Origin of the sequence: Methyloglobulus morosus KoM1, assembly GCF_000496735.2 — a bacterium.
In the GTDB taxonomy this organism is placed as follows: Bacteria; Pseudomonadota; Gammaproteobacteria; order Methylococcales; family Methylomonadaceae; genus Methyloglobulus; species Methyloglobulus morosus.
Genome location: NZ_AYLO01000020.1, coordinates 26,408 through 33,570 on the forward strand (window position 1 = coordinate 26,408; position 7,163 = coordinate 33,570).

At 46.2% G+C, this 7,163-nt stretch carries 8 protein-coding genes; all 8 read right to left on the reverse strand.

Annotation, left to right across the window (positions count from 1 at the left end; translation table 11 throughout):
• Positions 1 to 14: 14 nt before the first annotated feature.
• Positions 15 to 752 carry a beta-ketoacyl synthase chain length factor gene (locus MGMO_RS03180; RefSeq protein ID WP_023493585.1) on the reverse strand — a complete coding sequence of 246 codons (738 nt, stop codon included), beginning with the start codon at positions 750 to 752 and terminating at the stop codon, positions 15 to 17.
• Positions 739 to 1,119 carry a rhodanese-like domain-containing protein gene (locus MGMO_RS03185; RefSeq protein WP_023493586.1) on the reverse strand — a complete coding sequence of 127 codons (381 nt, stop codon included), beginning with the start codon at positions 1,117 to 1,119 and terminating at the stop codon, positions 739 to 741. The genes MGMO_RS03180 and MGMO_RS03185 overlap by 14 nt, the downstream gene beginning before the upstream one ends.
• A 166-nt stretch (positions 1,120 to 1,285) precedes the next feature.
• Complete coding sequence (locus MGMO_RS03190) at positions 1,286 to 1,564, reverse strand: hypothetical protein (RefSeq protein WP_023493587.1); 279 nt, start codon at positions 1,562 to 1,564, stop codon at positions 1,286 to 1,288.
• A gap of 35 nt (positions 1,565 to 1,599) precedes the next feature.
• The gene (locus tag MGMO_RS03195; protein WP_023493588.1) at positions 1,600 to 2,820 is read right to left on the reverse strand and encodes a cation:proton antiporter; all 1,221 of its coding nucleotides are present in this window, start codon (positions 2,818 to 2,820) and stop codon (positions 1,600 to 1,602) included.
• 49 nt (positions 2,821 to 2,869) lie between these two features.
• Positions 2,870 to 5,194 (reverse strand): MMPL family transporter, encoded by a 2,325-nt coding sequence (locus MGMO_RS03200; protein WP_023493589.1) that lies wholly within the window; start codon positions 5,192 to 5,194, stop codon positions 2,870 to 2,872.
• Between the two features lies 1 nt (position 5,195).
• Complete coding sequence (locus MGMO_RS03205) at positions 5,196 to 5,828, reverse strand: LolA family protein (protein WP_023493590.1); 633 nt, start codon at positions 5,826 to 5,828, stop codon at positions 5,196 to 5,198.
• Complete coding sequence (locus tag MGMO_RS03210; RefSeq protein ID WP_023493591.1) at positions 5,829 to 6,464, reverse strand: COG4648 family protein; 636 nt, start codon at positions 6,462 to 6,464, stop codon at positions 5,829 to 5,831.
• A 24-nt stretch (positions 6,465 to 6,488) separates the two neighbouring features.
• Positions 6,489 to 7,049 (reverse strand): hypothetical protein, encoded by a 561-nt coding sequence (locus tag MGMO_RS03215; RefSeq protein WP_023493592.1) that lies wholly within the window; start codon positions 7,047 to 7,049, stop codon positions 6,489 to 6,491.
• Between the last annotated feature and the right edge of the window lie 114 nt (positions 7,050 to 7,163).

The window sequence follows — 7,163 nt, forward strand, 5'->3', positions numbered from 1 at the left end:
GATTTTTACGGTATTCACAGGGTCGAAGCACTTTTAAGTCTCTGCCAATGCCAGCTTTGCCTAGGTGTTTTAATTTCTAACTGCATAGACGAATCGGATAGAAATTGGATGAATAAGGGCAATTGGACCGGCTGTTCGCCATCATAGCCACATTCTTCACCGCGCCTAAATTGTATCGCCATACCGTCTTGATCTTTACTGATTTTCAAGGCAACGGCACAACTGCTATTAGTGCTTAGTTGAAACGGTTCAGCCGGATAAAAATCTGGCAGCGGTTCGTCATAAAAAACCATTAAGACCTCCGGGATGCCTTCTTGCAACATGCCCAAAGCCTCGAGGAATGCCGAAGCCATGCCGTCTTCCCCCGGTGCCAATACCGTGACTTCCGCCGTATTGCCATAAGCAATCGAGAACAAGCCCGCAATCGCATTATGTACAGAAAGGCTGAACGCAGTCGGCGAAATATCCTCGCCTGTTTCAATGGCCTTTATCATATCTAAAGACCGCGCCAACTCCCCATGCGTAGAGCTGAATACCACGGGAATGCCGCCATTGTTATTTCCGCATTGGCTTACCGCGCAAAATACGGTTTTTGCCAAAGGGGACAATCGCCGTTTCAGGTTAGTCGGGACAAAGGCGAGCAACTTGTCCTGGATTCCCCCTAAATCCTGCCCATCATTCAGACCTGTAGGTGGCCAAACCGACCAAGTTTGGATGACAAAATCAAGTGTCGAATGGTTAGGGACCAACATAAAAACCGCTCTTTTTCCAGGCCGACGTTCCGCCCTCAAGGTTAATCAAGTTACGATAACCTAATTCATGTAACGATTTTGCCGCAGCATTTCCCATCGGCCCACCTTCGCAATACAGGTAGATGGGGGTGTCTTTATCGGCGGGAAATTTGTCTTTGTATTTCTCGATTTCATTGTAAGGGACAAATAAGTCAGTGCCTTTTATATGCCGCTGTTCAGGTGTGTGTACATCAACCAGGAAGATGTCGTCGTTTTGCAGGATGCGGTTTAATTCAGCTGGCGTTATAACGGTCAGGTATTCTGGCCTTTGAAACATGCAGCCCGTAACAAGGAAAATACAGGCTATGTATAAAAATATATTTTTCATTACGGTTGACCTAAATAAGTTATGTTATGCAAACTCATTACATTGCGTACTGTTTTTCACAAATGTGTCGCTAGCACTACGATTTTGAATCGGGTTTCGCCAACTGCGTAATAATCATCTGTGGGGCGTAGCGTACCGTCCCGCACGAGCTTCCTGTTAGCACTTTTTACGGTACGCATTTGAAACGTATTTCAGTTTTTGGAAAGTTACCAAATATATATGGTGGTTTTGCATCAATTGCCTCTATAACTTCTACCCGCTTCCCTGTTATTTCACATTGTTGATACGCCTCTCTCATAGCATCCGCCTTTAATGTCCCCATACCAGAAAATCCAGAGGCTGCCTGACGAGATACCATGTATGTGTCATTTCCCATTGGAACTACCCCAGAATTAGCTGCGCATCCAGACAATATAAGAACAATTGATTTATATAAGTATTTCATAATTTCCCCCTATCAGAGTCGGGTGCAAACATAAGTTACTTGAGCAAATACTTTAACACCACACTGCTTAACAACGTCGTCAAAAATGCCATCAACACCAATGCCACAAAAATACGTTGGTCAATAAGATGATATTCCAGCGCGATGGAAGCCAGGATGATTTCGACGGCACCACGGGCATTAAGCCCAACACCAACCGCCAGCGCTTCCCGCCATTGCATTCCACCAAACCGCGCACCCAAACCGGCGCCGACAATTTTGCCAAAGCAGGCTACAAAAAATATCAGGCTGCATAAGGTAACATCGAGCTGGCTGGAAAAATTTGCTTTTAACCCCACGGACACAAAATACAGCGGCGCAAAAAAGGTCAGGGCAAACGGCTGTATCATCGAATTGATGGTTTTTTCTTGTTCAGGGTCATGGCCTTGGCTGAACGCCATACCCACTAGGAAAGCGCCAAAGAATGCGTGTATGCCCACTTTTTCTGCGCCAACGGCTGCCAACATAATCAGCAGTGCAACAAAGCTCAGCAAACCGCCCGGCCAGTCCTTGAAAAGCCGGGAATTGTTCATCACGGGAAGGACTATCCAACGCCCGATTCCCAAAACCACCACTGTGTAGCCCAGCACTAATACCAAAGTAGTCACTACGCCCTCTTCTGCATCTCCATGTCCTAATTGACGTAGCAGGAAAGCAAATAAAATCCATCCGAACCAATCGGTAACCATTGCAGAAGTCATGACGGTCATGCCGATCCGGCTGCCAATCAAATCCATTTCCATCAATATCCGGGCAATGACTGGCAGGGCAGAAATCGACAAGGCTGTCCCCATAAATAGGGCAAACAGAAAAAGTCGGTCTGTTTGTCCCCAAAACGTCGGGAATAGCATAACCATTACGAAACCCAGTGCAAATGGCAACATGCCTCCGCAAAAGCTAGTCATGGCGATAAGCTTTTTACTTTGCCGGAAATGGACAAGATTGACTTCTAAACCCGCAGCGAACATGAAGAATAACAAGCCTATCTTAAGCAGGGCGGCCATGCCCGTGACAATGGCTTTATCATCTGGAAACAACATGGCATAAACATCGGGGCAGAAGCTGCCCAGCAAGGTTGGCCCCAGCACGATACCGCCGATAATTTCGCCCAACACGATAGGTTGGGCCAACCTTTTCATCAGATAGCCAAAGAGCCAGGCGACTGCCAGCATCACGGCTATCTGGATGAAGAATGACTGAAATTGGTCAGGGTTCATAGGTATAGGGCCTGGTTGGCTATTTATAAGGCTTTAGCCGTTACATTTGTCAATCTGAATGGATCGCGTCAGGGAGTGATGGTTTAATAATAATCGGGCAAAGCAAAAAGCCCAGTACCACACCAAATACGACAACGCCTGACAACATCTTCAACGAAGCGCTGTCCGAAATCATCAGGCAAGCAAAAGCCAAGGCGCTGGTCAGCATGGCCGCTCCCATTGCTTGATATGTCAGGGCAATGTCTTCGCCCCGGTTTTCTAGGTAAAAAATACCGTAATCCACACAAATGGAAACCACCAGTAAAAAACCGACCAAATGCAGAAAGTTGATAGCAGTACCAATTAATGACAAAAAGCCCAAGATCATAAGCGCGGACAATATTGCCGGCAATAAGGCTTGCAAGGTTTTAGTCACATTTCTGTAACGGCTTATCATCAACAGTAAGATGATAACTAAGCCTATGACCAATAACTTTTCCGCCCTAAGCGTATAGTCATGGGTCATATTGTTGAGTAAATCCCGTTGACTAAAATACTGCACGCCGTCTATTTTCGGTAATGCCCCCTTAACAGTTTCCGGTTGATGATCAGCCAACCAGATCATGACAACAGCCTCATGCTCACCCTGGATCACGCGACTATCAATCAGTTTTTTTACCGGTGTCGCCATCACCTGATCCAGGCTTAAAAAAGATGCCTTTGGATAATTGAAATGTCCAAGCTTTTCAACCGACAACCCCTGTCCTGTCAATGCTTTTTGCCAACGCACTAAATTTTCAGGACTGAGATAGCCCTGCAATAGCGTTTGATTGAGCGCTTGCTGTTGCTTGGACAGTAGCCACGGATAAAGCCCATAATATTCAGTCAAATCCTTAGCCTGTTTGAGTCGATCCAACACCTTATAAACCGCTTCACTTTTCTCTAACGCCGTGTCGATGTTATTGGCGGAAACCATGACAAACCGACCGGGCTCTATACTGGTAATGCGTTCCCGAATGCGTTTGTCGACCTGTTTCAGATAATTCAATTCCGGGGTCAATTCCTGCATGTCTTCCATCCAATGCAGTGAAGTGAGGCCAAACAATGAGATCATTAAAAGGATTGCCAATAGCCCCATTAACTCAGCCCTAAAGCGTTGGCAAAATGCAGCCCAAGTTGCGGATAACGGTAAGTTCAATAGCCTGCTGGATTGATTTTCCAATAAACTAGGCAACACAAATCGGGTTAGCAATAAGCTTACGATAATGCCGCTAGCCGCATAGACAGCCACTTGCTTAAAGCCCGGATAGCCCGACGCACCCAATGCCATATACCCGACCAGCGTAGTGATGCCTCCCAGTACCATGCTGGGCCAGATTCTGGCAATCACCGGCACTCTTTGTTCGGGTTTAACTGTTTGTACATGGGCGATGGCGTGAATGGGATAGTCGATGCAAATGCCCAGAAGGGTCGAACCTATCGCGACTGTCATGCCGTGGACATACCCAAATACCAGTTGCGTGGTAAATATGGCTGCTAAGATGGCAATCAACAAAATACTGAACACTTGAAACAACGCGGTATAAGAGCGAAAAACCAGAAAAAACAACAGGAATAGGCCGATAGTGGTCAATAGGCTGACCAGTTGTAGGTCTCCCTGAATCAATGTCTGCGTCGCAACAGCAAAAACAGGCACCCCCGTCATCTCTAATCGATAGTGCTCTGCCGATACGTTATTGGTGTTGTTTAAGGCATCAAAAGCAGACCTAATGGAGGCCTGTATACGCTTTTGTTGTGGCACATCCAAACCCGCCAGTGCCGTTTCCAAGATAAGGTTACTATACGTCCGAACCTTGCTTTGCGCCTGCTGCATCTGTAAGCCCTGCGCCTGAAAACCATTTAGGGCGAGCAGCAAGGGGTCTTGCACAAGCAATTTTTTAACAACTGCACCTTGCGGCGACAATAGGGCCTTTTTAAGCAGCTGCGCGCGTTGCCGCAAGCCTTGCTCGGAAAATAGCTGCGGCAAATCGCGCTGGGGGTCTAGGCTGTACCACGCTCCCGCATAAGGGCCGTACAAAGATAGCAGAGTGTCTGGGACATTCGTATCCTGTTCGGGAAACCAGGCATCTGTCACGCCGTCAATTGCCTTGAGCTGCATTTTGAGCTTTTGCATAAAGGCTACCGGCACTAAATGCTTCTGTTCCGAATCAACAGCAATCAGATAACGCCGAGACAAGGCACCGGATTGCATTTCACTGGCGAGCAGGATTTCTTCGGCGTTGTCACCTGCAATAATAAACGCCGAAAGATCGGTTTTAAAATGCACACTGCCCATCACTACTAATCCCAATAGCAGCGGAACAAGGTAAAAGCCTACTATGCGCAGGTTCAGCAAACTATTCTCCGAGCAACTCTGTATACAACCGGGTTATGTTGCCGCTGCTTTTTCCGGCACCGTCATCTTTCTGTATATTAAATTCGCTTGAATCGCCATCTTCCATAAGGATATAGATTTTGTTGGCTTGCTGGCCAGACTGTCCAGATACGATAATCTTTGATACCGATCCCGTCTTTTGTTTAGGTTTCAATTCCATCAACCAATCCTGAGGGCTGCTGGTAAAATCAATTTGGTATAAACTGCGCAATAACGCCTCATCCGCATTGACCAATGCCTTAAACACGGTAAGCGGCACATTTAATTCATTATCGCCGACCAGATCCGTTTGATGGCGCTCATTTTTCCCAGGGTCAAAGTAGAATGCCTTATCTCCCTTGACACCCATCAACACCCGCTCCGGCTTTAGCTGTTCCAGGACCATCAGTTCCGGTGGCAGGGAATACAAATAACCGTTCCCGTGCCAAGGTTCGGTCATTAATTTGAGGTTGCGGGTTTCTTGGTAGGCAACCCTGGGCGTTGGCTCCGACTTCAGCTTCTGCATTAATTTCAGCAATGAATCTTCAGCATAAACACTGCCTATTGCCATTAAATACAAGGTAATCCCGCTAAAAACCTTTTTTGTTATTCTCATTTAACGCTCCTTCATCTCCAGAAAAACTTTGCGGCCATTAATAATCATCGCCTTAACCGTTGCTTTCGGATCCGGTATCCCTTGGTGAAGGACGCTAAGATCAGCAAAGCGGATGCGGCGGTAGACATATTCACCAATAACCAGTACAACCATGATAGCGTAAATCACAACCCCATTGTACAAGACCCACCAAAAGCTCGATCCCCAAATTGCCAACGCGCCGCATACCAATGCATTGACCGCGAAAAAAGCCGTCCACACCAACGTCAACTGCCAACAATAGCGGTTAAGGGTTGTTGGTGTTTCGGGAAATTGCAAGCGTACGATGCGTTCGATAAGGGGCGGCCCTTTATCCTTGAACAACGTGCGTCCAAAAAAAACCATCAGCATTAACTGCACGAATACCGGCAATATTTTGGCCGTAATGGTCTGCATATAGATAGTGCCCGCCAGTAAAGCGATAGCGAATAACCCATTCTCAATACGCGCACTTAACTCTTGCGAATGCCATGCACGGTATAAAAAAATCCCTGAAAAAATCACTGGCACCAGCCAATTCAGGCCGCTTTCCATGCCCTTGTATATCAGGAAGGGATAGCTTAAGAACAGGCCACCTAAGAGGATTCCTTTCAGCATTCCGAAAGCCACTAAACGCTTACTTTAATCGACAATCTCAAATACCTTGCCGTTTTTGAAATTGACGTTGAAGGTATTGAACCGATGCCGCCAGTATACCCAGGTGTCCGCATTCAAATTCGCTGTTTTGGTAATGGGTGGATAGCCAATGGCTGTTGTAACGGCTTTTTTGCTCATCCCCACCGCAACAGTGCCGGAAGCTATATGTTCTCTTTCCAGCGCACTAAATTGGTCTAAGTTAACTTTTTGCCTACTGAATAACTTGTTAAATGCCTGTACGGTATTGTCGCCAGTATGTTTTTCTACATTTTTTAAGGTTAATTTCTGGCCGCCATTCATTTCTAAATCAATGGTTTTTTCTTTTATCTCTACCAACTTTACTGGGGTATTCACAGGAATCATTGTACCCACTTGATAATTGGTGGTCGGATACACATTCTTTTCGTAGTGCATCACGACTTGTGTGTAATAAGTGCCGCCCGCTGAGACATTGGCAGGCAGTTCATTTGAGGTTAACTTTTTATTGCAGGCTACCAGTGATAAGCCCAGCAGGATAACAATCAGGCCATGAATATAGATACGCATTGCTTCACTCCTCTTCAGTTAAGATATCTTCTTATAGTTTGGGTACGATAAAAACCTTAATCCAGGTGTTGACATTTTTTGGGTCTTGCAAAAATGGATTCCCTCTTTTCCCTA

Coding starts and splice junctions, on each gene's coding strand:
- MGMO_RS03195 (WP_023493588.1), bottom strand. CDS start 2,820: ATGAACCCTGACCAATTTCAGTCATTCTTCATCCAGATAGCCGTGATG.
- MGMO_RS03210 (WP_023493591.1), bottom strand. CDS start 6,464: ATGCTGAAAGGAATCCTCTTAGGTGGCCTGTTCTTAAGCTATCCCTTC.
- MGMO_RS03180 (WP_023493585.1), bottom strand. CDS start 752: ATGTTGGTCCCTAACCATTCGACACTTGATTTTGTCATCCAAACTTGG.
- MGMO_RS03215 (WP_023493592.1), bottom strand. CDS start 7,049: ATGCGTATCTATATTCATGGCCTGATTGTTATCCTGCTGGGCTTATCA.
- MGMO_RS03190 (WP_023493587.1), bottom strand. CDS start 1,564: ATGAAATACTTATATAAATCAATTGTTCTTATATTGTCTGGATGCGCA.
- MGMO_RS03205 (WP_023493590.1), bottom strand. CDS start 5,828: ATGAGAATAACAAAAAAGGTTTTTAGCGGGATTACCTTGTATTTAATG.
- MGMO_RS03185 (WP_023493586.1), bottom strand. CDS start 1,119: ATGAAAAATATATTTTTATACATAGCCTGTATTTTCCTTGTTACGGGC.